This is a genomic window from Kitasatospora sp. NPDC001119 (genome assembly GCF_053598475.1).
Genome location: NZ_JBSFKI010000039.1, coordinates 13,833 through 37,238, shown reverse-complemented (window position 1 = coordinate 37,238; position 23,406 = coordinate 13,833). Strand labels below are relative to the sequence as shown.

18 protein-coding genes are annotated in these 23,406 nt (G+C 73.5%); 3 read left to right on the top strand and 15 right to left on the bottom strand.

The genetic code is table 11. The features are described from left to right. Positions 1-103 precede the first annotated feature (103 nt). The 3 genes from ACWDD9_RS35000 to ACWDD9_RS34990 form a co-directional block, all read right to left on the bottom strand. Positions 104-1,258, bottom strand: a complete 1,155-nt coding sequence (locus tag ACWDD9_RS35000; protein ID WP_380741068.1) for a pyridoxal phosphate-dependent aminotransferase — start codon at positions 1,256-1,258, stop codon at positions 104-106. Between the two features lie 91 nt (positions 1,259-1,349). Continuing rightward, positions 1,350-2,126 carry an SDR family NAD(P)-dependent oxidoreductase gene (locus ACWDD9_RS34995; protein ID WP_049659034.1) on the bottom strand — a complete coding sequence of 259 codons (777 nt, stop codon included), beginning with the start codon at positions 2,124-2,126 and terminating at the stop codon, positions 1,350-1,352. A 40-nt stretch (positions 2,127-2,166) separates the two neighbouring features. After that, positions 2,167-3,267, bottom strand: coding sequence for an SIS domain-containing protein (locus tag ACWDD9_RS34990; protein WP_074005839.1), 1,101 nt, complete (start codon positions 3,265-3,267; stop codon positions 2,167-2,169). A gap of 342 nt (positions 3,268-3,609) precedes the next feature. On the opposite strand from ACWDD9_RS34990, the gene ACWDD9_RS34985 reads away from it, so the two are divergent. Further along, entirely contained in the window at positions 3,610-4,275 is a 666-nt protein-coding gene (locus ACWDD9_RS34985) for a LysE family translocator (protein WP_063780371.1), read from the top strand. Here ACWDD9_RS34985 and ACWDD9_RS34980 read toward each other — a convergent pair. The 12 genes from ACWDD9_RS34980 to ACWDD9_RS34925 all read right to left on the bottom strand — a co-directional run bounded on the left by ACWDD9_RS34980 (position 4,269) and on the right by ACWDD9_RS34925 (position 21,201). Next, on the bottom strand, positions 4,269-5,027 hold the full coding sequence (locus ACWDD9_RS34980; protein WP_375874671.1) for an alpha-ketoglutarate-dependent dioxygenase AlkB family protein: 759 nt from the start codon (positions 5,025-5,027) through the stop codon (positions 4,269-4,271). The genes ACWDD9_RS34985 and ACWDD9_RS34980 overlap by 7 nt on opposite strands. Next, complete coding sequence (locus ACWDD9_RS34975) at positions 5,024-5,590, bottom strand: hypothetical protein (protein ID WP_375874672.1); 567 nt, start codon at positions 5,588-5,590, stop codon at positions 5,024-5,026. Before ACWDD9_RS34975 ends, ACWDD9_RS34980 begins: the two co-directional genes overlap by 4 nt. After that, positions 5,587-5,928: a metal-binding protein gene (locus ACWDD9_RS34970; RefSeq protein ID WP_375874673.1), complete on the bottom strand. Its 342-nt coding sequence runs from the start codon at positions 5,926-5,928 to the stop codon at positions 5,587-5,589. The genes ACWDD9_RS34975 and ACWDD9_RS34970 overlap by 4 nt, the downstream gene beginning before the upstream one ends. A gap of 12 nt (positions 5,929-5,940) precedes the next feature. Further along, positions 5,941-6,603 (bottom strand): 2OG-Fe(II) oxygenase, encoded by a 663-nt coding sequence (locus ACWDD9_RS34965; RefSeq protein WP_375874701.1) that lies wholly within the window; start codon positions 6,601-6,603, stop codon positions 5,941-5,943. Positions 6,604-6,730: 127 nt separating this feature from the next. Continuing rightward, positions 6,731-7,540 (bottom strand): 2OG-Fe(II) oxygenase, encoded by an 810-nt coding sequence (locus tag ACWDD9_RS34960; RefSeq protein WP_234348262.1) that lies wholly within the window; start codon positions 7,538-7,540, stop codon positions 6,731-6,733. Between the two features lie 170 nt (positions 7,541-7,710). Then, entirely contained in the window at positions 7,711-8,469 is a 759-nt protein-coding gene (locus ACWDD9_RS34955; RefSeq protein WP_049650334.1) for a thioesterase II family protein, read from the bottom strand. Positions 8,470-8,527: 58 nt separating this feature from the next. Further along, complete coding sequence (locus ACWDD9_RS34950; RefSeq protein ID WP_049650333.1) at positions 8,528-9,763, bottom strand: cytochrome P450; 1,236 nt, start codon at positions 9,761-9,763, stop codon at positions 8,528-8,530. Beyond that, positions 9,760-11,676, bottom strand: coding sequence for an amino acid adenylation domain-containing protein (locus ACWDD9_RS34945; protein ID WP_449813868.1), 1,917 nt, complete (start codon positions 11,674-11,676; stop codon positions 9,760-9,762). Before ACWDD9_RS34945 ends, ACWDD9_RS34950 begins: the two co-directional genes overlap by 4 nt. Before the next feature lie 103 nt (positions 11,677-11,779). Further along, entirely contained in the window at positions 11,780-12,205 is a 426-nt protein-coding gene (locus ACWDD9_RS34940) for a nuclear transport factor 2 family protein (protein ID WP_049650332.1), read from the bottom strand. A gap of 34 nt (positions 12,206-12,239) precedes the next feature. Then, positions 12,240-15,401, bottom strand: coding sequence for an amino acid adenylation domain-containing protein (locus tag ACWDD9_RS34935; RefSeq protein ID WP_449813867.1), 3,162 nt, complete (start codon positions 15,399-15,401; stop codon positions 12,240-12,242). After that, a complete protein-coding gene (locus ACWDD9_RS34930) occupies positions 15,398-19,501 on the bottom strand; it encodes a non-ribosomal peptide synthetase (RefSeq protein WP_449813866.1) in 4,104 nt (1,367 codons plus the stop codon). The genes ACWDD9_RS34935 and ACWDD9_RS34930 overlap by 4 nt, the downstream gene beginning before the upstream one ends. Next, positions 19,498-21,201: a condensation domain-containing protein gene (locus tag ACWDD9_RS34925; RefSeq protein ID WP_449813865.1), complete on the bottom strand. Its 1,704-nt coding sequence runs from the start codon at positions 21,199-21,201 to the stop codon at positions 19,498-19,500. The genes ACWDD9_RS34930 and ACWDD9_RS34925 overlap by 4 nt, the downstream gene beginning before the upstream one ends. A gap of 437 nt (positions 21,202-21,638) precedes the next feature. Between ACWDD9_RS34925 and ACWDD9_RS34920 the strand changes: the two genes are divergently transcribed. Beyond that, positions 21,639-23,144 (top strand): AMP-binding protein, encoded by a 1,506-nt coding sequence (locus ACWDD9_RS34920; RefSeq protein WP_449813864.1) that lies wholly within the window; start codon positions 21,639-21,641, stop codon positions 23,142-23,144. Continuing rightward, on the top strand, positions 23,141-23,404 hold the full coding sequence (locus tag ACWDD9_RS34915; protein ID WP_074005830.1) for a phosphopantetheine-binding protein: 264 nt from the start codon (positions 23,141-23,143) through the stop codon (positions 23,402-23,404). Before ACWDD9_RS34920 ends, ACWDD9_RS34915 begins: the two co-directional genes overlap by 4 nt. The last annotated feature ends 2 nt before the right edge of the window (positions 23,405-23,406 follow it).

Below are 23,406 nucleotides of genomic sequence, written 5' to 3'. Positions count from 1 at the left end.
GGGCGGGCCGGTTGGGCAGTGCTGCTCGCGGCTGTCGGCCGGCCGCCGGCGAGGCAGGCGGGCGCCGGTGCCTCACCGCGGCCGGCCGGCATGACCGCGGCGGTCAGGGCCACTTCACCTCGGAGAGGTGCTCCTCCACGCGGAGGATGTCGGCGTCGGTCAGGGCGAAGCACGCGCGGACGTAGGGATAAGGGGCCGGCCCGAGATGGAACGCGTCGGCCGGGATGGTGGCGATGCCGGCGGCACTCAGGATCGTCTCCGCGACCTCGCCGCTGTCGCCGCCCAGCGGAGTCCCGTCCACCAGGAGGTAGTAGGCGCCTTCCGGGTCGTTGGTCGCGAGGCCCGCGTCGCGGAACGCCGCGGCGATCCGGTCGCGCTTGCGGCGGTAGTCCTGGCGCGTCCGCGCGTAGAAGGAGTCCGGCAGGGTGAACGCCCGTGCCGCGATCTGCTGCAGCGGGGTGGGCGCGCACACCGAGAGCGCGTCGGCGGCGATGCGCAACGGCGCGATCAGCTCCGGGGGTCCGGCGGCGTAGCCGAGCCGCCATCCGGGGATGCTGTAGGTCTTGGAAAGACCGGAGACCGTGATCGTGCGGTCGCGCAGCAGGTCGAACGACGCCGGCGAGCGGTGCGGTTCGTCCCCGTAGTAGAGGTGCTCGTAGATCTCGTCGGTGATCACCAGCAGGTCCCGGTCCGCTGCGAAGCGCGCCACCTCCTCGATCTCGTCCGGTGGCATCCGGTGGCCCGACGGATTGCCGGGTGTGCACAGCACGATCGCCCTGGTGCGGTCCGTCGTGGCCGCCTCCAGGGCCGCCCTGTCGATCCGGAACCCGGGGGCGTCCGTCCTGACCGGCTGGGGAACGACCCCGTGGATCTCCGCCACGGTGCGGTGGTAGCCGTAGAAGGGTTCGGGCAGGAGCAGGCCGTCTCCCGGGTCGAGGTGGGCCAGTACCGCCGCGTTGTACGCGCCGGTGGCGCCGATGGTGGCCACCACCCCGTGCTCCGGGTCGACGTGGACTCCGTTGTACTCCGCCAGCTTCCGCGCGACGGCCTGCCGGAGGACGGCGTCTCCGTGGGCGGGGCTGTAGGAGTGGTCGGCGGACGCGAAGTGTGCGGTCGCGTGGTCGAGCAGGTCGTCCGGGGGCGGCGTGCGGGACAGGCCCTGGCCGAGGTTGATGCCGCCGACGGCGACGCACCGCTCGGTCATGGCCCTGATGGTCGACTGCCGGAACCCGTCGAGCCTCCGCGCGTGCGGCTTCATCGGTGCCTCCTCCCGTGTTCGGGCCGGTCGTGGGGTCGGTGGGTGTTCACCCGGTGGGTGTTCACCCGGTGGGTGTTCATGCGGTGGCTGTTCATGCGGCGGTCCATCCACCGTCCGCCTCGATGACGGCTCCGTGGACGTAGCTGGACGCCTCCGAGGCCAGGTACAGCACGGTCCCGACGAGCTCCTCGGGCCTGCCCCAACGGCCGGCGGGTACCCGGGTGAGCAGGCCCGCACTGCGCTGCGCGTCCGTGCGCAGACCGGCGGTCAGGTCCGTCTCGAAGTAGCCGGCGGCGATCGCGTTCACGTGGACGCCCCGGCCGGCCCACTCCGCCGCACAGGAGCGGGTGAGCTGTACCAGCGCGCCCTTGCTCGCCGCGTAGGCGACGACGTTGCGGCCACCGCTGTGGGCCAGGACCGATGCGATGTTGACGATCTTTCCGCTGCCCTGCCGGAGCATGGCCCTCCCGGCGGCGCGTGACACGAGGAACGCGCCGGTCAGGTTGGTGTCGATGACGCGCTGCCAGGTCTCGGCCGGGTAGTCCTCGGCCGGGAACCTGTCGATGATGCCGGCGTTGTTGACGACGATGTCGAGTCCGCCGTGCTCGCGCACCGCACGGGAGAGGACGTCCTCGACCTCTGCCTCCCGCGTCACGTCCAGCCCGACACCGACGGCGGATCCTCCGTCGACGGCCAGTTTGCCGGCGACCGCGTCTGCTGCTTCGCTGCTGCGCCCGGCGACGATCACTCTGGCACCGGCGCGGGCCAGGCCGGCCGCGATGGCCTGGCCCAGCCCGCGGGTGGCCCCAGTGATCAGGGCCACCTTGCCTGTGACGTCGAACAGGTGCAGCGGACTGGTGTCATCCATGTCCGCCACCACAGTCCTCTCCGTTCTCTCCGTCCGGGTGTTACGCCGTCAGCTCGGACTCGATGGTGGTGCTGTGGTACCAGGGGTTTCCGGCGGATTCGGAGATGAGGTCGCGCGACCGCGTCTCGTGGTGCCGGCCGAGGCGGAGTGCCGCGTGCTGCACCACGTTGAGGGCGGTGAAGTACTTCCGGAGGAAGTCTCCCTCCGAAAGGTGCACCCGGGAGAACCGGATGTTCCGGTTCTCCGGTCGGTCGTCGGTCAGCAGACGCTGCAGGTTCTCACCCTTGGCGAGGGTGTACTCGTCGTCGTCCGCGTCGGAGAACCAGACCGTGCTGTGCTTCCGCACCGGGTCGGAAAGCGTGGCCACCTCGCTGTGGCAGAATTCGTGGAAGTAGTTCCGGGCGGTCGGAACCATGGCCATCTCGTTGAAGTGCATCTTGGCCAGCTTGAGCAGGCTCTCGTGCCATTTCGGGGACGCGATCATGATGATGTTCGCGTCCTCGCTCGCGTCGGCGATCCGACGGGCGGCCTCGCGGCCGTTCTCCTCGAAATCCGCCTCGAGCAGGCCCGCCAATTCGCCCAGCCGGGCGTGGTGGTCGTCGCTCAGCACCCCGAATTCGTGGAACATGTCCATCAGGATGGCGAAGTACTGCGAGACGTGGAAGAGCGGGTACTCGCGGTCCGGTTCGCGCAGCCGCCAGTAGGCGATGGAGGCGCCGTCCGCCCGCCCGAGCTCGGCCAGTTTGCCGCCGGAGGTGAGCAGGAGCACCTGGTCCCGGACGGCGCGAAGCCGCTGGTAGGCGAGGACCGGCTCCTGCGAGTGCCCGCTGTACGAGCTGATGATGTACAGGGTCGCCTCGTCCTCGAGGACCGAGGGAGCGGCCAGGAAGCGGAAGTCGTAGTCGTTCACGACGTGCACTTCGAGGGGCAGGCCGATCTCCGTGAAGTAGCCGCGGACGATATCCGAGACGATGGCCGAGCAGCCCATTCCGGTGAAGACGATGCGCTTGAACCTCCCTTCGGAGAGACGCTGTCGAAGGTCCGGGGTGACGTCGTCGAGCGAGTACTCGTCGGGCTTCGTCAGGCCGGCCCGGTACTCCTTCTCGATGAATTCCTCGTAGCGGTCGAGTCGGGACTTCATGCGATCTCACTCCATCACGGTCACGTGCGGGTCGAAGAAGTCGTGCGACTCCGGATACCGAACTCCGGAGACCCGGGTTGCTTCGGGTGATTCGACTCTAACAAGCGCGGAAGGCCTCGTGGCATTCACATCGGTAAGTCTGCGAATCGACCAGGGACCGCATGGTCCGATTTCGCCGGTCTCACATGCTGAGAGGATTTCTGACGGAATATGAGAACGGCGGCGGCAGTCGAACGGACAAGTCCCCTGAATGCAGACGACCGCCACGCTTCGGGACACGGAGGAACCGGCCGTTCTCACCAACTTGCCCAAAACCCTTCTCAACCGCGCCATGATTGGTGTATGACTGCGCAGCTACTGACGTTCGTACTCGCTTCTCTTCTGATCATCGTTGTTCCGGGCCCCGACCTGGTGCTCCTGCTGCGGAACGCGGCACGGGGCGGCCGCCGGGGCGCGGCCGCGACCGCGATGGGCATCATGCTCGGCAACGCGGTCCTCGCCGGCGCGGCCGTCGCGGGCCTGACCGCGCTGCTCACGGGCTCCGAAGTGCTCTACACCGCCGTGCGGATCGCCGGCGCCCTGTACCTCGCCTACCTGGGCATCCGGTCCCTGATCGACTTCATCCGCCTCGGCCGACGCGAGGACGGAGCTGACGACGCGACGGCCGCGCAGCCCGCCGGCCACGGCCGTGGCGGCGGTGGCGGGGCGCCGGACAGCGGGGCGGACTTCCGCCAGGGCCTGCTGAGCAATCTGCTCAACCCGAAGGTCGCCGCCTTCTACCTCTCCCTCTTCCCGCAGTTCCAGCTGCCCGGCATGTCCGAGCTCTCCCAGCACGTGCTCCTGGCCGGGCTGTTCTGGCTGCTGGCCCTGGCCTGGTACGTCGTGGTGGTCGCGGTCCTGGGCGCGATCCAGCGCGTCCTGCTGCGGCGCAAGGTGCAACGGGGGCTGTCGGGGGTGGCCGGGGTGGCGCTGCTCGGGCTCGGGGCTGCGGTGGGGGCCCGTCAGTAGCGCGTTCCCGACTCCGGCGAGGCGACGGGGGCGGCCCCGGCGGGGGGCGCTCCGGTCGCCTCGGGGGCGCGGTCGGTGAGTCCGGTGACGCGCAGGGTGATGTTGAGGCGGCCCCGGGCGGGGCCGACGGCGGGGTCGCCGGTGCCGGGGAGGATCTTCGGCACGGCGTGGTACGCGAGGCGGGAGGGGCCGCCGAAGACGAGCAGGTCGCCGGAGGCGAGGGTCAGGTCGGTCCAGGGCCGGTTGCGGGTACGGGTGTTGCCGAAGCGGAAGAGGCAGGTGTCGCCGATGCTGAGGGAGACCACCGGGGCGAGGGAGCGCTCGTCCTTGTCCTGGTGCATGCCGAGCCGGGCGTCGGCGTCGTAGAAGTTGACCAGCGCGGCGTCGGGTTCGTAGCCGGCGCCCTGGCCGGGGTCCTGGTAGGCGTCGGCCACCGCCCGGCGGCCGAGGTCGGCGAGCCAGTCGGGGAGGCGGGCGACGCGGCGGCCGTTCACGTCGTCGGCGGTGCGGGTGTAGGCGTAGGGCTGCCAGTGCCAGCCCAGGCACACGGTCTGTACGGACATGACGCCGCCGCGCGGCAGCCGGGTGTGCCGGATCGGGACGGGCCCGGTGGCCCAGGCGCGGCAGGCGGCGACGAGGTCGCGCTGCCGGTCGGGGGTGAGCCAGCCGGGCAGGTGGACGGCGCCCGGCGCGATCTCGCGGCGCTCGTAGCCGGCGGGCGGCGGGCCGAACAGGGCGGGGGTGGTCGTCACGCGGCGGCGCCCGGGGTGGCAGGCGGGAAGGAGTCGGTCCAGCCGGAGGCGACGCGCCAGGTGCCGCCGTCCGCGCCCGCGCCGCGTACGCCGTCCAGGACGCCGGGCCCGGCGAGCGCGGCGGCGACCGGCTCGGCGAGGGACGCGAAGCCGAAGGTGCGGTCCGGGCGCCAGGGGGTGCTGTGGCGCAGGCGTCGGGCGAGTTGGGCCCAGCCGAGCGGGGCGGCGGCGATGACGAGGGCGTCGGGCTCGGGGGCGGTGAGGCGGTGGGCGGGCCGCAGCCAGGAGGCGGCCTGTTCGGGCCAGTCGACGACGGCCAGGACGGCGTGGCCGGCGGCCTGCCAGGCGTCGGCGAAGGCGGCGGCCGCCGCGCGGGAGGCGTCGTCGCGGCTGTGGCCGATCGCGACGCCGTGCGGGGCCGGGCGGCGGTGGTCGGCGAGCAGGCGCAGCAGGGCCGCGAGTTCGGGGGCGGTGTGGGGGGCGGGTGCGGGGAGGTCGCCGTAGGCGGTCGGCCCGGGTTCGGGGAGGAGCGGGGAGCGGTCGGGTGCGGGGCGGGGGTTCACGGGGTGCGGTCCTTCCGGCGGGTCTTCCACTGCCGGTACTTCTCGGGCAGGCACACCGAACAGGGCCGGTAGGCGGCAGCGATCGCGGTGGCCTCGTCGGCGAAGAAGACGCGGTGGCGCACGTAGCCGCCGGCGGCGATGGTGCGCAGGGCGGAGGGACAGTCGAGGCGGCCGTAGAGGCGGCCCCGGCGGTGGCCGCCGAGGGTGCCGGGCGTGGTGCTGGAGTAGGGGCGGTTGTCGGGTCCGGTCAGGGTGTAGCGGCGGGACGGGACCGGGGCGGTGCCGACAGTGGGCGCAGCGGTGTCGGCGGCGGGCCCGGGTGTGCCGGTGGCGGCCATGGCGGCGGGGCCTCAGGCGTCGTGGAAGACGAGGCCGAGGGTGTGGCGGCGGCCGCTGCGCACGGTGCTGACGCCGTGCCGGACGGGGCCGGCACGGTGGCCGCGGGCCGAGGGGACGGGGCGGTCGCGGGTGGTGAAGACCAGGCCGTGGCCCTGGGGGACGACGGTGGCGGTACCGCGGGACTGGGCGCGGGGGCGCTGTTCGACGAGGAGGAACTCGCCGCCGGTGTAGTCGGTGCCGTGGGCGTCGAGGCCGATGACCACCTGGAGGGGGAAGACGAGGTCGCCGAAGACGTCGCGGTGCAGGGCGTTCCAGTCGCCGGGGCCGTAGCGCAGCAGGATCTGGGAGCTCTTGTCCTGGCCGGCGGCGTGGCACATGGCGGTCCACTCGGCGAGGGTGTCGGGCCAGGGGGCGGGGCGGCGGAGCTTGTCTGCCCAGGTGCGGGCGACGGTGAGCAGGTGGGGGTAGAGGGCCTCGCGCAGGACGGCGACGGGTTCGGGCAGGTCGTGGGTGAAGTAGCGGTACTGGCCGGAGCCGAAGCGGTGGCGGGCCATGTCGACGGTGGTGCGGAACAGTTCGGGCCGGTCGTAGAGCGCGGCGAGCTCCCGGCACTGGGCGGGGTCGAACAGGCGGGGCGTCGGGGCGCAGCCGTGGGTGTCGAGTTCGGCGGTCAGGGCGGTCCAGTCGGCGGTGTCGAGGGCGCGGACGGCGGCCTGGACGCTGCCGGCGGCGGTGTCGGGGACGGTCTCGGGGGCGAGGGTGTTCACGGGGTGTCCTGGTGGTGAGCGGGCGGGCGCGCGGTCAGCGGGCGTTGTGGAAGATCACGCCGAGCGTGGTGCGGCGCCCGGACTCGACGGCGTTGGTGCCGTGGCGCATCGGGTGGCGCCGGTAGCCGCGGCTGCCCTGGACGGGGCGGTGCTGGACGGGGAAGACCAGGGCCTGGCCGAGGCGCGGCCGCACCACGATCGCGCGGGACTGCGAGCGGGGCCGCTGTTCGACGAAGACGTTCTCCCCTCCGGTGAAGTCCTCGCCGGGCCGTTCCAGCATGATCGTGGCCTGCAGCGGGAAGACGAGGTCGCCGTAGACGTCCTGGTGCAGGCAGGCGTGGTCGCCCGGACCGTAGCGCAGGACCAGCGGGGTGGGACGGTGCTGGCCCGCGGCGGCGCACTCGGCGTGCAGCTCGGCGAGGGTGAGGGGGAAGGTCCGCTCGCCCAGCCGCGCCGCCCACTGGTTGGCGATCCGCGCCAGCGGCGGGTACAGCCGCTCCCGCAGCGCGTCCAGGACCGGTACGGCGGCCGGGTCGGCGTAGTACCGGTAGGTGCCGCGGCCGAAGCCGTAGCGCTGCATCACCACGGTGGAGCGGAACAGGCCGTCGTCGTCGAAGGTGTCGGCGAGCTCCCGGCACTGGGCGGGCGACAGCAGGGGCCCGGTGAGTGCCACCCCGTCCCGGTCCAGCTGCTCCCGCACGTCCTGCCAGTCGACCGGGGCGAGCGCGGGCAGGGCGGCCGGGCCCGGGGAGGCCGGGCCCGGCGCGGGTGCCGCGGTGGCCTGCGCGACGGTGTCGGGTTCGGCGGTGGCAGCTTCGGCAACGGCGAAGAGGGCGTCGTTCACGGGGAGGTCCTTCGACGGGCGGGGACGAGCAGGCGCACGGGCCGCGGGAAGGCGGGCCGTGGCCGGCGTACGGTCGGGCTGTCCCGATCGTCACCCGTGGAAGGGTCCGTGTGCTGGCGGCATTCGGACGTCGCGTCGGGCGCCGCGTCCGAGGTCGGACGGGTCCGCCGTCAGGACGTGCGGGAGCTGGTGGGCGCCAGGTCCGCGACCAGCAGCGCCAGCAGGTCCGCCGGCGCCTCGATGAAGCGGTAGTGGCCTCCTTCCAGGAGTTCGAAGGTGGTGTCGCCGCAGGCCGGCCAGCCGGTCATCAGAGACGGCTCGATGCCCGTGTCCTCGGTCCAGCCGATGGCGGTGACCGGGCACGGCAGCCGGACCGGCTCGGCCACGTGGTAGCGCTTGTTCATGTCGACGTCGTTGCGCAGCACGCCGAGGTAGAGCGCGAGCAGGCTCGGTTCCAGCGTGCCGCCCAACTCCGCGACGAGCCCGCGCAGTTCGTCGGCCAGCTCGTCGTCGTTCATGCCGAGGAAGCGGCCGTAGGGGCCGTCCTGCGGCGCGACCTCGGAGGAGACGAACAGCCGGGTCGGGGCGGGGCAGCCCCGCTGGACCAGCCGTACGGCGGTCTCGTAGGCCGCCAGCGCGGAGCCGCAGTGGCCGAACAGGGCGTAGGGCCGGTCCAGGTAGGGGCGCAGCGCCTCGCAGAGGTCGTCGGCCAGCGCCTGGTAGGTGGTGTGGGCGGGCTCGCGCATCCGGTTCTCCCGGCCGGGCAGTTGCACGGGGCAGACCTCGACGCCGTCGACCGAGGACGGCCACTGGCGGTACATGCTGGCACCGCAGCCGGAGTAGGGCAGGCAGAACAGCCGCGCCGGCGCCACCGGCGACGGCTCGCGCAGGAACCACTTGTTGCGGGTACGGGCCGGAGGAGCGTCCACTGATGACCTTCCGTGTGGGGTTTCTTGTCGGGTTCGGCTGCGGTGAGAGTGTCGGGCCCTACCGGGTCCGCGCGGTGACCGGCAGGTGGGTGAAGCCCGCGATGACGTTCGAGCGCATCCGCCGCGGCGCCCCGGCGAGCTCGAAGTCGGTGAACCGGCCGAGCAGTTCGGCGAACAGGATCCGCAGCGCGACCCGTGCGACGGTGTGGCCGATGCAGTAGTGCGCGCCGACGCCGAAGGCGATGTGCTTGTTGGGCCGCCGTCGGATGTCGAAGGTGTACGGGTCGGCGAACACGGTCTCGTCGCGGTTGGCCGAGGCCAGCCAGACGACGACCGCGTCCCCCGCGGGGATCGGCACGCCCCGGACCTCGACGTCGCGGGTGGTGTGGCGCATGAAGTGCTGGGTGGGCGAGGCCCAGCGCAGGGCCTCCTCCACGCCGCTGCCGAGCAGCTCCGGGTGGGCCGCCCAGTCGTCCAGGACCGGGGTGCCGGCCAGTTCGGCCATCGCCGCGATCGGCGGCTGGGCGGTGGTGACGGTCGCACCGAGCAGCAGGCTGTAGCAGTTGGACACGATCTCGCCCGGCGACAGCCGGCGTCCGTCCAGTTCCATCGTGAGCAGCACGCTGACCAGGTCGTCGCCCGGTGCGCGCCGGCGCTCGGTGACGAGGTCCTGGAAGTAGGCGAACAGTTCGCGGTGGGCGGTCACCAGGGTGGCCTGGGGCCCGTCGGCGAGCTGGAACTCGGGGTCGTCCGCGGCGATGCAGGCGTGGGCGAGCCGGACCAGCCGCGGCCAGTCCTGTTGCGGCAGCGCCATCATGGTGCCGATGACCGCCATCGGCAGGGTGGCCATGGCGGCGGCGAAGTCGTACGGGCCGCCGTCGGCCAGCGGCCGGAGCAGATCGACGACGACCCGGCGGATGGCCTCCCGGTCGTTCTCCACCGTCTTGATCGACAGGGCCTGCTGGAGCGGGCCGCGCAGGTGGGCGTGCCGGGGCGGGTCGGTCGCGGCCATCTGGCGGCCGCCGGCGGGGTCGCCCTTGCCGAGGAGGTTGAGCAGGGTGCCCTGTTCGGAGGTGAACGTGGCGTGGTCGCGCAGGACCCGGTTGGCCTCGGCGTGGCCGACGATCGACCAGTAGCCGATGTCGCCGACCGGTTGCCAGCTCACCGGTGCCTCGCGGCGCAGCCGTCGCCACGCCTCGTGCGCCCCGCCCGCGTGGTAGAGGTCGGGGTCGATCAGGTCGACCGGCCGCGGGGCGAGGACCGGGCAGCGCGCGGTCGGGGGGACCGTCGTCATCGGGGCCGCTCCTCCCCCGCCGCGTCGGCCGGGCCGCCTGGCGCATCGGCCCGGCCGTCCGGGCCCGCCGTCCCCAGCCGCTCGATGAGGGCCGTCGCCAGCTCGGCGACGGTCGGCGACATGTAGAGGGTCTGCGCGGGGAGGTCCACGTCGAACTCGCGCTGGGTGGCGACCAGGAGGTCCGTGGCCAGCAGGGAGTGCCCGCCGAGGTCGAAGAAGTCGTCGTCGACGCCGACCGGTTCGATGCCGAGGACGTCGCCCCACAGGTCGGCCAGTCGGGTCTGCACCTCGGTGACGGGCGGGACGAACTCGTTGGGCACGTTGCGCGGGACCCGGGTGGCGGTGGGCAGGGCCCGGCGGTCGATCTTGCCGTTGCGGTTCACCGGCAGCTCGGGACGGACCAGGATCGCCCAGGGGATCAGGTAGTCCGGCAGGCTCTCCCGCAGGTCGTGGCGCAGCCGCCGCCCGAGGTCGGCGTTGCCCTCCGGGCCGGGTTCCGCGGGCACGACGTAGGCCAGCAGCCGGGTGCCGCCCGCCGGGTCGGGCTGCGGCAGCACGACCGCGTGCCGCACCCCGGGGAGCCGTTCCAACTCGACCTCGACGGCGCGCGGTTCGGCGCGGTAGCCCTGGACCTTGACCTGGTCGTCCGCGCGTCCGACGAACTCCAGCGTGCCGTCCGGCAGCCAGCGCACGAGGTCGCCGGTCCGGTACATCCGGGCGCCGGGCTCGGTGCCGAACGGGTCGGGCAGGAACCGTTCGGCGGTCGCGGCCGGGCGGCCCAGGTAGCCGCGGGCCAGGCCCGCCCCGGCGACGTACAGCTCCCCGCACTCGCCGACGGGCACCGGCCTGAGGTCCTCGTCGAGCACGGCGACCCTGGTGCCGCTGATCGGGCGGCCGATCGGCACGCTCCGCAGCTCGGGGAGGGTGCTGCTGGTCCAGCAGGTCGTGTACGTGGTGTTCTCGGTCGGCCCGTAGCCGTTGGTGAAGAGCAGCTCCGGGTGGCGGGCCAGGAGGTGCTGGACGTGGCCGGGCGAGGCCACGTCGCCCCCGGTGAGGACGTGCCGGACGTCGGCGAACGCCTCCGGGTGGGAGCTCACCATCTGGTGGAGGAGCCCGGTGGTCAGCAGCAGGACCGTCACGCGCTCGGCGCGGACGACGCGCGCCACGTGCTCCAGGGTGATGGCGACCGGGGGGAAGAGGACCAGCCGGCAGCCGTTGACGAGCGGGGTCCAGATCTCGAAGGTGGAGGCGTCGAACGCGACCGGCGCGAGGTGGAAGAACACGTCCTCGGCGCGGACGTCCACCCAGTCCGCGCCCCGGACGAGCCGGTCGACCGCCCGGTGGGGCACGCCGACGCCCTTGGGCTCGCCGGTGGAGCCGGAGGTGTAGCTGACGTAGGCGAGCCGGTCCGGGTCGCCGGGGCGGGCCGGGGCCGCCGGGGCGGTGGCCGGCTCCTGCGCCGGGTCGCCCTCCGTCACCGTGACGACGGCGTGGGGCAGCCGCTCCCGCAGCTCGGGCCCCGCGGCCTCCTCGGTGATCACCATGGCCGCGCCGGCGTCTTCGAGCAGCAGCGTGTGCCGGGCGGCCGGGTCGTCCGGTTCGAGTCCGAGGTACGCCCCGCCCGCGATGAGGACGGCGAGCAGCGCCACGATCAGCTCCGGCGACCGCGGCACCAGCACGCCGACGACGCCCTCCGGCGCCAGTCCGGCCTCCCGCAGCCGCCCGGCGAGCCGGTTGGCGCGGTCGTCGAGCTGCCGGTAGGTCAGGGTCCGTCCGTCGCAGGTGACGGCGGGCGCGTGCGGGGCCCGCACGGCCTGTTCGGCGACCAGCTCGTGGATCGCCCGGGCGTCGAACGGTGGCCGTCCGCTGCCGACGAACGCCGGGATGTCGGAGGTGAGGACCGTCTGGGTCAACTGCTTCCCGCTTTCCTGTGCTGAAGTGTCCCCGTCGGGGGTGAACGCGCGACGCGTATGTGGTCGCCGCCGGTGCCGCTGTGGCTGTGGTTGTGGCTGTGCCTCAGACCGCCGGCACGTGGAAGAAGGTGTCGCGCGCGGCGATGCGGCCCTGCGGCGTCATCCGGAAGAAGTCCGCGAACCGCAGCTCGACCTCGCCGCCGTCGTGCAGCACGCCGCGGAACAGGCCGTGCACCGCCACCTCGTCGCCGGTGGTGACCACGGTGGCCAGGGTGTGGGTGCCGGCGCGGATCACCCGCTGGTCGCGGTAGAAGCGTTCCAGTTCGGCGTGCCCGACCATGGGCGGGTACCCGGGGCGGTGGTAGCGGGCGTCGGGGGTGAACAGGGCGACCAGCGCGGGAACGTCGCCGGCGTCGACCAGCTCGTAGTACCGGCGGACCTGGGACTCCCCCGGCGCTACGGCGGTCGGTGCTTCCGGTGTCGCGGGCGGTGCCGGGGTGTCGTCGGGCTGGGAGAGGGTGTGGACCATGCCGAAGGTGCTTCCTGTGATCGCCCTCAGGGGCTCAGGGTCGGGTACGGGGTGAGAGGACGGGTACGGCCGCGGCGTCCGGGGCCTCCTCCAGGGCTTCGACCAGGCGCGCCGGGGTGGGCGTCTGGAACAGGGCGCCGAGGGTGAGGTCCCGGCCGAACCGCACCCGCACCCGGTTGACCAGCCGGGTCGCGAGCAGGGAGTTGCCGCCGAGCGCGAAGAAGCCGTCGTCGACGCCGACCTCGGGGCGGCCGAGCACCTCGGCGAACAGCGCGCACATCGTCCGCTCCGCCGGGGTGCGCGGCCCGGGCCCGGACGGTGCCGGCTCGGGGTCGGGGACGGGCAGCGCGGCCCGGTCGATCTTCCCCCTGGGCGTCAGGGGGAAGGCGTCGAGCACGACGATCGCCGAGGGCACCATGTAGTCCGGCAGCGCCGCGGCGGCGTGCTCCCGCACCGAGGCCGGGTCGAGCGCCGGGTCGGGCCCCGGGGCCCCGGCCGGGACGACGTAGCCGATCAGACGCCGGCCGGAGGAGGCGCCCGGGCCGGCGGCCACGGTCGCCTGGGCGACGGCGGGGTGCCCGGCCAGGACCGCCTCGATCTCGCCGAGTTCGATGCGGAAGCCGTGGAGCTTGACCTGTTCGTCCGCGCGGCCGAGGAACTCCAGCTCCCCCTCGGCGTTCCAGCGGACCACGTCGCCCGTGCGGTACATCCGCTCGCCCGGTTCGCCGAACGGGCACGGCACGAACTGGGCGGCCGTCCGGCGGGGGTCGTTCAGGTACCCGCGCGCCACGCCCGCGCCGGCGACGTACAGCACGCCGGCCACCCCCGGCGGCACCGGGGACAGCGCCTCGTCCAGGACGTACACCCGCCGGTTGTCCACCGGCCGACCGAGGGGGACGACGTCGGGCACGGCCTGGCCGGGGCGGAGCACCCGGCGGGTGGTGAACGTGGTGGCCTCGGTCGGGCCGTACCCGGCGACCACCACGGAGTCCGGGCAGCGGTCCAGGACGCGCCGCACCGCGTCGGCCGGCACGATGTCGCCGCCGGTCCACACCTGGCCGACCCCGGCCAGCGTGCCCGGGGACTCCTCGGCGAACACCCGGAACAGCCCGGCCGTCAGCCAGAGCGCGCCGACCCGGTGGTCGACGATCTGCCGGTGGAGGTCCGCGAGCGCCAGCTCCCCGGGCGGGGCCACGACCACCCGGCCGCCGTTGAGCAGCGGCACCCACCACTCGTAGGTCGAGGCGTCGAAGGCGTGCGGGGAGTGCGCGAGCACGCGCGGGCCGTCCTCCTCGCGCCAACAGCCTTGCGCGGTCAGGCTGATGACGTTGCGGTGGCTCAGGGCCACGCCCTTCGGCGTGCCCGTGGAGCCCGAGGTGTACAGGACGCAGGCCAGGTGGTCCGGGCGCAGCGGCACGACGGGGTCGGTGGCCGGCTGGTCGGCGAGGCCGGGGTCGGCGTCGACGACGACACCGGGGGTGCCGAGGGACGGCGCGTGGTCCCGGGTGGCCCGGTGGGTGAGCAGCACCGCCGCCCCGGTGTCGTCCAGGACGCGGCGCAGGCGGGCCGCCGGGGCCCGGGTGTCCAGGGGTACGTAGGCGCCGCCGGCCTTGGTGACCGCCAGGACCGCCACCACCACGTCGACGGAGCGTTCCATGAGCACGGCCACGGTGCTGTCGCAGCGGACGCCGAGGGCGATGAGCCGGTGGGCCAGCCGGTTGGCCCGGGCGTTCAACTCCGCGTAGGACAGAGTGGTTTCGCCACACACCACGGCGGGCGCGTCGGGGGTGCGCGCAACCTCGGCCGCGAAGGCCGACGGCACCGTCGGGTGCGGCAGCGGCCGCGTGGTGCGGTTGACGGCGACGACGGTCCGGTGCCGTTCCCCGGGGGTGAGGAGGTCGGGCCGGCCGATCGGCCGGTCCGGGTCGGCGGCGGCCACCGTGTCCAGGAAGCGGAGGAACCGCTGCTGGTGGGCGGTGAGTTCGGCCTCGGTGTAGAGCGCGGGGTTGGCGTCGAGGTCGAGCCGGGGCTCGGTGCCGTCGGAGCGGTCGTAGACGGAGAAGGAGAGGTCCTCGACCGGCCCGTTGGACAGGTTGTGCACGGTGGCCCGGACGCCCGCGAAGTCCAGGTGGTAGTAGAAGGACATGATGTTGACGACGGGCCCGAACAGGACCCGCTCCGACCGGGCCGGGTCCAGTTCCCTGCGCAGGTCCTCGCCGCGGTGGCGCTGGTGCCCGCGCTGGGCGGCGACCTCCTCGGCCACCTGTCGCGCGAGCGCGGACAGGCCCTGTTCGGGGTGGACGCGCAGCCGCAGCGGCACCACGTTCGCCACCATGCCGGGCACGGCCGGCGCGGCGGAGCCGGTGCGCCCGGTCACCGGCATGCTGAGCACGATGTCCCGTTCGCCGCTGAGGCGGTGGAGGTACGCGGCGACCGCGGCGGTGAAGGCGGTGGGCCAGCTCGCCCCGGCGGGTCGCGCGGCCCGCCGCAGCGCGGCCAGGGTGGGCGCGTCGAGGCTGCCGGTACGGCGCAGGAAGCCGTCCGAGGCGGGCGCCGAGCGGCTGGCGAGGCTGACCGGGTCCGGTCGTCCGGCCAGCCGGGCCGCCCAGAACTCCCGGTCCCGCTCGGGCTGTCCGGAGGCGTGGTAGGCGGCGTCGTGCGCCAGCAGGGCGCTCAGCGGCCCGAAGGCCGGCCCCGCCCCGGCCCGGCCCCCGACCAGTCCGGTGTAGGTCTTGGCGACGCGGCGCGCGATGAGCGACATGCTGAAGCCGTCGACCACGATGTGGTGGACGCGCTGGTACCAGAGGAAGCGGTCCGGCGCGACGGCGAACAGGGCCTGGCAGAACAGCGGGTCCCGGGTGAGCCCGAGCGGGGTGGACAGGTCGGCGCTCATCCAGCGCTCGGCCTCCCCCAGCGGGTCCGGTGTCGAGGTGAGGTCGACGTGGTGCATCGTCCAGTCGGGCGACGCGGTGACGACCTGCCGGGGGCCGTCGGCGCCGTCGGTGAGGCGGACGCGCAGGGACTCGGTCTCGTCCACCACGCGCCGTACGGCCGTCTCGAACAGCTCCGGGTCGATCGGCCCGGGGATGTCCACGTACTCGCCGGTGTTGTAGGCCGGGCTGCCGGGCCGCAGGTGGTGGGCGAACCAGATGCCGGACTGCGCCGACGACAGCGGCAACTCGTGTCGGTCGCTCATCCGAGCTCCTCCAGGACGGCCGACAGCGCGTCGGCGAAGCGGGCGACGTGCGGCGGCGACAGCATGTCGTGGTGGTTGCCGGGGACCTCGACCATGCTCAACGCCCCCCGGGTGCGGTCCCGCCACCGGGCGGGGACCACGACCGGGCCGCCGAGTTCGGGGTGGGTCTCGGCGCTGGTGAACAGGTGGATCGGTGTCCGCAGCCGTGCCGTCGACCGGTAGCGCCGGGCGGCGGCGCCGTTGGCGGTGAACACCCGCGCCATGCGCCGCAGTTGTTCGGTGCGCACCCCCTCGGGAAGGTGCTCGCGGCCGTCCGCGTCGTGGAGCAGCAGGGCGAGGGCGGCCTCCTCGTCGAGCTCGTGGAGGTCCCCGCCTTCCCTGTCGGCGGCTTCACCGGTGGACGCGGGCGCTCCGACGTCGATGATCCCGAGGAACCCCGGGGGGTTCCCCTGCTCCTCCAGCAGGCGGGCCAGCTCGAAGGCGACCAGCCCGCCGAAGGACCAGCCGGCCAGCAGGTACGGGCCGTCGGGCAGGACGGACCGCAGCTCCCGCAGGTAGCGCCGCGCCTGCTCCTCGACGGTGGCCAGGGGCGGCTCGTCGGTGTTGTAGCCGACGGCCTCCAGACCGTAGACGGGCCGGCCGCCCAGAGGGGATTCGGCGAGCCGCTCGGTGAGCTGTCCGGCCAGGTGGAGGAAGGAGCACACGTCGCCGCTCTGCGGGTGCACCAGGATCAGCGGCGCCCGGCGGCGGTCCCCCTCGGCCAGCGGAACGACCAGTCGGCGCAGGGCCCGCGCCGCGTTGGGCAGTTCCGCGCACAGCCCCTCGACGGTGGGGTGGCGGAACACCGTGTTCAGCGGCACGGTCACCCCCCACTCCCGCCGGACGGCCTCCACCAGCTCGACCGCCCTCAGGGAGTGCCCGCCCAGCGCGAAGAAGTCGTCCCGGACGCCGACCCGCGGGGTGCCCAGCACGCGCTCCCAGATCCTGGCCATCAGGAGTTCCGGCAGGTCCCGTGGCGGGAGCGCACCGGCCCCGTGGTCGTGGCGGGCGGGCTCGGGCAGGGCCGCGCGGTCCACCTTGCCGTTGGTGGTCAGGGGGATCCGGTCGAGCGCGGTCAGCGTCGTGGGCACCATGAACTCGGGCAGGGTCTCGCGCAGGGAGCGCCGCACGGCCGCCAGGTCACCCGGTCGGTCCTGCCACACCAGGTAGCCGGCCAGTTCGGCGTCCGTCCCGCCGCCGCGCACCGTCACCGCGGCCCTGGCGACGCCGGGCTGCGCGCACAGCGCGGCCTCGATCTCGCCCAGCTCGATGCGGTACCCGCGGATCTTCACCTGCTCGTCGGTGCGGCCGAGGAAGACCAGGCTGCCGTCCGGCAGGTACCGCGCCAGGTCGCCGGTCCGGTACAGCCGACCGCCGTCCGCGCCGAACGGGTCGGGCACGAAGCGCTCGGCGGTCAGCCCCGGCCGGTTGGCGTACCCGCGGGTGACGCCGACCCCGCCGATGTGGATCTCCCCCGGGACGCCGACGGGCACCGGGGCGCCGGCCGGGTCCAGCAGGTAGATCCGGAGGTTGCCGAGCGGCCGGCCGATCGGCACGGACCCGCCCGGCCGGGCCAGGTCCCGGTCGGCGTCCACCCGCCGGGTGACGCAGCCGACGGACGCCTCGGTGGGACCGTAGCCGTTCCACAGCGTGGAGACCCGGTCGAGGAGCCGCCGGGCCAGGGCGGGCTGGAGCGGTTCGCCCACGCAGATCGCCTGGAACCGGCCGCCCTGCCAGCCGCCGTCCAGCAGCAGGAGCCAGGTGGCCGGGGTGGCCATGAGCGTGGTCACGCCGAACTCGCGCATCATCTCCGTCAGGCGCGGGCCGTCGACCGCGACCTCCGACGGGGCGATCACCACGCTCGCGCCCCAGGCCAGCGGCATGAGCACCTGGGGGACGATGACGTCGAAGGAGATCGAGGCCACCGAGGCGACGACGTCGGACCCGTCGAGGTCCAGCTGGCGGCCGCGGACCACCAGGTAGTTGACCACGCCCTCGTGCGGGACCAGCACGGCCTTGGGGCGGCCGGTCGAACCGGAGGTGTAGATCGAGTACGCCAGGTCGGCGGGCGTCGCGAGCGGCGGCAGCCGGTCCTCGGGCAGGGCCGCGACGAGCGGGGCCTCGGCGTCGAGCCACACCGTCTCGGCGCCGTGCTCCGGCAGCCGGTCGGCCAGGGAGCGCCGGGTGAGCAGCAGCGGCACGTCGGCGTCGGCGAGCATGAACGACATGCGCTGGGCCGGGAGGTCCGGGTCCAGCGGCAGGTAGGCGGCGCCCGACTTGAGGACGGCCAGCAGGGCCACGACCAGCTCCGCCGAGCGCGGCAGGCAGACGCCGACCAGGCGTTCCGGCCGGGCTCCCCGGGCTCGCAGGTGTCGGGCCAACTGATTGGCCCGGCCGTCGAGTTCCCGGTAGGTCAGTCGCTCGCTTCCGCAGCGGACCGCCACCGCGTCGGGGGTCAGCCGGGCCCGCTCCTCCACCAGCTCGTGCACGCAGAGGTCGGCGGGGAAGGGTTCGTCGGTGGCGTTGGCGGCCACCAGCAGTGCTTCGCGCTCGGCCTCGGTGAGCAGGTCCAGGCGGGAGACGGGACGGTCGGGGTCGTCGGCCGCGGCGTCCAGCAGCCGGAGGTAGTGGCCGACCAGGCGCTCCACGCTCGCGCGGTCGAACAGGGCGGTGTCGAAGGCCACGGTGCCGGTCGTGCCTGCCGCACTGCTCCTGCCTGCCGTACCGTCCGGACCGCTCGGCCGGTCGGCGATCACCAGGCTGAGGTCGACCTTGGCCGTGCCGTTGTCGACCTCCAGCTGTTCGACCTCCGCCCCGGCCAGCCGGAGGGAGGCGGTCGGGTCGGACAGGCCGGCGACCATCACCTGGAACAGCGGGTTGCGGTCGAGGCCGCGGGCCGGCCGCAGCTCCTGCACCAGCCGCTCGAACGGCACGTCCTGGTGCGCGTAGGCGTCCAGGGCGGTCCGGCGGACCCGGTCGAGCAGCTCGGCGAAGCCCGGGTCGTCCGCGAGGTCGGTGCGCAGGACCACGGTGTTGATGAACGAGCCCACCAGCGGGTCGAGTTCCGGCCGGGTGCGGCCCGCGACCGGCGTGCCGACCGCCACGTCGGACTGCCCGCTGTAGCGGGCGAGCAGGGCCTGGAACCCCGCCAGCAGGGTCATGAACATCGTCGCGCCGTGCCGCCGGCCCAGCACCCGCAGCCGCTCGGCCAGTTCCTCGGGCACCGTGAAGGTGATCCGCTCGCCCCGGCCCGCGCGGACCGGTCCGCGCGGACGGTCGGTGGGCAGGTCCAGCGGCGACAGCCCGGACAACTGTGCGCTCCAGTAGTCCAGTTGGCTCTGCAGGCGGTCACCGGAGAGCCGGGCCCGCTGCCAGTGGGCGAAGTCCGCGTACTGGATCCGCAAGGGCGGCAACTCGTGCTCGCGGCCTTCCAGCCGGCTCCGGTACATCGCCGACAGGTCGTCCCACAGCAGCGGCATCGACCAGCCGTCGACCGCGATGTGGTGGACGACCACCACCAGGAGGTGCTCGTCCTCGTCGACCCGCAGCAGCGACGCGCGCAGCAGCGGGGCGGCGGCCAGGTCGAAGGGGCGCAGGATCTCGGAGTGGACGAGGTCGAGGGCGAGTTCCGTCCGGCGTTCCGCGGGCTCGGTCCGCAGGTCCGTGACGGGCAGGTCGACCGGCCGGGCCGGCTCCACCGAGGGGACGGGGCGGCCGTCCTCCTCGGGGAAGGCGGTGCGCAGGACTTCGTGGCGCCGCACCAGCTCGGTGAGGCCATGACCGAGGGCGGCCACGTCCAGCGGGCCGCGCAGCCGGAAGACCTCGTGGACGTTGTACAGCGCGGGGCCGTCGGACAGCCGCTCGATCAGCCACATGCGTTCCTGGGTGAACGACGGCACCCGCGCACCCTCCGGGCGGGGCGGGACCGCGGCCTCCGGCTCGCCCTCGGCGGCCCTGGTCCGGGCCGCGCGGACGCGTTGGTCGAGCAGGGCGCGTAGGCCGGCCCGCGTGGAAGCGGTCGGCTGGCCGGGCTTCTCGGGGCGACTGTGCTGTGCCTTCACGGGTGACGGGCCTTTCCGGCGGGGAGCGGTTCCGCCTCGGCTTCGCCGAGGTCCGCCAGCAGCGCCGCGTCGATGCCGTCGGCGAGTTCGGCGACGGTGGGGTGGTAGAAGAGCAGGACGACCGGCAGTTCGAGGTCGAGCGCCCGGCCGAGTCGGGACATGACCTTCGAGGCGAGCAGCGAGTGGCCGCCCAGCTCGAAGAAGTCGCTGTGCACGCCGTCCGGGGTGACTCCGAGCACCTCGGCCCAGGTCTCCAGCACGAGGAGTTCGGTCTCGGTCTCGGCGGCGCCGGCCTGGGAGGCATCGGGCCGCGGGGCCGCGGGGTGCACGGTGGGAGCAGAGGCGCCCACGCGGAGGCCGGGCGGGGTCTGCCAGGCCGAGATCGGCCGCTCGGGAGCGCCGACGAGGTGGTCGAGCAGCGCCGTGAAGCCCTCGGCGAGCCGCAGCACCGTGTCGCGCTCGAAGAGGTCGGCGGCGTAGCGGATGACGCCGGTGAGACGGTCGCCGAGGTCCGTCAGGGAGACCTCGATGTCGAACTTGGCGACTTCGTTCGGTATCTGATGGCTGCTCACCTCCAGTCCCGGAAGGCCGGACGGGAGCGCGGGCGGATCCTCCAGCTGGAACATGACGGTGACCAGCGGGTGCTGGCCGAGGTCGCGCTCGGGCCGCAGCTCCTGCACCAGCCGCTCGAACGGCACGTCCTGGTGGGCGTAGGCCTCCACCGCGCACCGCCGCACCCGGGCGAGCACGTCGGTGAATCCGGGGTCGCCGGACAGATCGGTGCGCAGGACGAGGGTGTTGACGAAGAAGCCGACCAGCGGCTCCACCTCGATCCGGGTCCGCCCGGAGATCGGCGTCCCCACCGTCACGTCGGCCTGTCCCGTGCAGCGCGCGAGCAGGACCTGGAAGGCGGCCAGCAGCGTCATGAACGGCGTCACCTCGTGGGTGCGCCCCAGTGCGCGGATCCGGTCGGCGAGGTCCGCCGGGATCTCGATCTCGACCTGGTCGCCCCGACCGGACCACGCCGCGGGGCGCTCCCGGTCCGTCGGGAGCACCGACGGGACCAGGTCGGCCAAGTGCTCTCGCCAGTAGTCGAGTTGGCCTTGCAGCGCGGTTCCGGCCAGGTGGGTCCGCTGCCAGTGCGCGAAGTCGGCGTACTGGACGGGCAGGTCCGGCAGGGCGATCGGCCGGCCGTCGACGGCGGCGCCGTACCCGGCGGAGAACTCCTGCCACAGCACCGGCAGCGACCAGCCGTCGCAGGCGATGTGATGAATCACCAGGACCAGCAGGTGGTCGTCGGGGGCGACGCGGATCAGTCGGGCCCGCAGCATCGGGGCGGCGCCGAGGTCGAAGGGGGCCGCCAGGTCGGCGGCCACCAGCTCCCGGGCCCGCTGCCAGGCCTGTTCCGCCGGGGTGTGCGCCAGGTCGGTGATCGTCGGCACGAAGGTCCCGACCGGCTCCGTGACGTGGCACGGGCCGTCCTCGGAGTCGACGATCCTGCCGCGCAACACCTCGTGGCGCCGCACGACGTCGGTCAGCGCCCGGACGAGCGCCTCCTGGTCCAGCCGGCCGCGCAGGCGGACCGCGGTCGGGACGTTGTGGTCCGACAGGCCCGGCCGCAGCCGGTCGAGGAACCACAGCCGTTGCTGGGCGAAGGACAACTGGGTCGGAGCGTGCGCGCTCCGATCGGAGCCAGGCATGACGGATCCACCTTTCACGGCGATCGGGAGCGCTAAAGCACCCCCGGAAATCCCCTCGCCGATTCGCTTCTTCGCGAACAGTACGGCGGATACTAGGCAGCTCCCGTCTCACTCCGCAAGACAGAGAAGGGGGTCGAAGGCATCAGGACAATCTTTACGCCAGACCCCGCTAATCCTTATGTAGATTGAACACGCTCGACGGCTAGCATCCGCGCGCCCGACCGCCACGCCATCCCTGACGTGCCGTCATGGTGGAGATCGAGCACACCACTTCCGTGGACGAGCGCCACGTGATAATTCTTCTTTCGCCGGGAAGGCGGCCGGACTGGCCCCTTTCATGTCGGCCCTTCATTGTTCCGAAAAAGATCGGTGAACCCGTTGCATGAACTCATCCGTTGTCCATAGAGCCCACCCCGTTGCATGAACTCGGAGAAGTCATGATGCAGCAGCCAAGCCTGGTGGGTTCATTCGTCTCGCACGCCACCGACCACCCCGGTGATCCGGCCCTGGTGTGGCACGGGGAGGAGACGACCTACCGCGAACTCCACCGGGCGGCGGAGCGGGAGCGCCTGCGGATCGCCCGGCTCGCCCCGGACGGCGACGAGCCGATCGGCATCCCGGCCGCCAAGTCGCCCTCGACGATCGCCCTGGTGCTCGCCTGCCTGCTGGAGGGGCGGCGCTTCCTGCTGCTGCCGGCGCCCGTACCGGAAGGAGGGACCGCCCACGCGCCGGCCGAACGGGCCGGCATCCGGCACGTCCTCTCGCCGGAGGACCCCGGTCCGGACGCCCGGGAGCGGCCGGCCGAACCGAAGCCGCCACGCGCCACGGAACCCGCCGACGTCTCCTTCATGTTCACCACCTCCGGTTCCACCGGGCAGCCGAAGATCGTGCCGCTGAGCACGGGCGCGGTGGACCGCTTCACCACCTGGGCCGGCGAGCGGTTCGGCATCCGTCGGGGAACGACGGTCCTCAACTACGCGCCGCTCACCTTCGACCTGTGCCTGCTGGACATCTGGGCCACGCTCAAGCACGGCGGCCGCGTCGTCCTGGTCGATCCGGCCCGGGCCACCCAGCCGGGCCACCTGCTGGACCTGCTCTCCCGCCACGAGGTCCAACTCGTGCAGGCGGTACCGATGTTCTACCAACTGCTGGTCGACGCGACCGCGCAGAGCGGCCGCCGGCTCGACACCGTCGAGCACGTCGTCTTCACCGGCGACAGCCTGCCCGCCCGCTGCCTGGCCGAACTTCCGCGCCTGTTCCCCGGCGCGCGGCTCCACAACGTCTACGGCTGCACCGAGACCAACGACAGCTTCCTGCACGAGGTCGACGGCACCGAGCCGCCGGACGGCCCGGTGCCGATCGGGCGCCCGCTGCCCGGGGTCCACGCGGTGATCGTCGGTGATGACGGCAGGATCGTGACCGGGCCGGGCACCGGCGAACTCCACGTCGCGACGCCCTTCCAGACCGACGGCTACCTGGACCGGGCCCAGGACGCCGGCAGGTTCGCGACCCACCACCACGACGGGGAGACCCGGCGCTACTTCCGCAGCGGCGACCTCGTCCGGCGCGACGAGGAGGGCCGCGTCACCCTGGAAGGCCGCAACGACCACCAGGTCAAGGTCCGCGGCACCCGGGTCAACACCCACGAGGTCGAACAGGTGCTGCTCGACCACCCCGAGGTCGTCGAGGCGGCCGTGGTGGCCGTACCCGACCCGGTGGCCGGCCGCCTGCTGCGCGCCGTGGTCCGCCGCGCCCCGGACAGCCGGCTGAACTCGCTGGCGCTGCGCCGGCACTGCGCCCAGTGCCTCCCGCTCACCGCCGTCCCCTCGACCCTGCGGATCGTGGACGACCCGCTGCCCAGGACGTCCACCGGAAAGATCGACCGCGCGCCCGTCGAGCGCGCCTGCTCCCCCTCCCAGCCCACCGAAGGAACGGCCACGTGAACCACGCCGCGGTAGTCACCCAGTTCATCATCGAGGAGTTCCTGCCCGACGTCGGCCCGAACGAGCTGGACGCCGACTACGACCTCGTGGACGGCGGGGTCATCGACAGCCTCGGCCTGCTCAAGACGATCGCCTGGCTGGAGGACCGCTTCGACGTGCGCGTCGAGGAGTTCGACCTCGACCCGGACAGCTTCCGCTCCGTCGGCTCGATCAGCAGGTTCATCGACCAGGCCCAGCCGCAGCGGACGGACGCCCTCTAGTC